This is a genomic window from Sporanaerobacter sp. PP17-6a, from assembly GCF_900095615.1.
Classification (GTDB): Bacteria; Bacillota; Clostridia; order Tissierellales; family Acidilutibacteraceae; genus Acidilutibacter; species Acidilutibacter cellobiosedens.
Genome location: NZ_FMIF01000005.1, coordinates 1 through 606 on the forward strand (window position 1 = coordinate 1; position 606 = coordinate 606).

Genomic DNA, 606 nt, shown 5'->3' on the forward strand with positions numbered 1-606 from the left:
GAATGTTTAGATTTAAGAAGGAAGAAATTCCTTTTTTAATAGATGAAGATGGAATGCTCGAACTGATAAGACAGAAAATAGAAGAGGAAAATGAAGAAGTATAACCCTACAGAAGGGCTTTTTTATTGTCCTTCTATGTATATCAAAAGAACTTACTTAAATATAATGTAACAGTTATATTTTTATTACCTTTTGTCTATTATGTGTTAGCACTAAATAAACAAAATGCTAATACGCAGAAGAAGGTGATAAGTATGTTAAGTATGTTAAGTATGTTAAGAATATTAGGTTATATGCCTGTTATAGTATTAATATTATATGCAGTAGCGAAATATCCTAAGACTATAGGAAAGGCAATTTCTGTAATTTTACTATTGGAGACATTTAAACAAATAATTCTACAGACAGGATTATCCCAGCAAAATATAATTTTTGTTATATTAAAATCTTTGGAATTTATATTGTAGTATAAGAAAGAACTTACTTAGGTAGGTTCTTTTTTATGCAATTTTGGAGGTGGCAACTAAGATAGAAAAAAGAGGTCTTTGTTGGACCTCTTATCTATCTGTTATACCGAGTTGCTTTTTTAAAGCTGATTGTAAAACA

At 28.1% G+C, this 606-nt stretch carries 1 protein-coding gene; it reads left to right on the plus strand.

Annotated elements, in window-relative coordinates; all coding sequences use genetic code 11:
* The first annotated feature begins 254 nt into the window (after nt 1-254).
* Nucleotides 255-467, plus strand: a complete 213-nt coding sequence (locus PP176A_RS04010) for a hypothetical protein (RefSeq protein WP_071139176.1) — start codon at nt 255-257, stop codon at nt 465-467.
* Nucleotides 468-606: the final 139 nt, after the last annotated feature.

Bases quoted from the DNA above. Each gene is read 5' to 3' on its own strand.
- PP176A_RS04010 (WP_071139176.1), top strand. From the start codon at position 255: ATGTTAAGTATGTTAAGTATGTTAAGAATATTAGGTTATATGCCTGTT.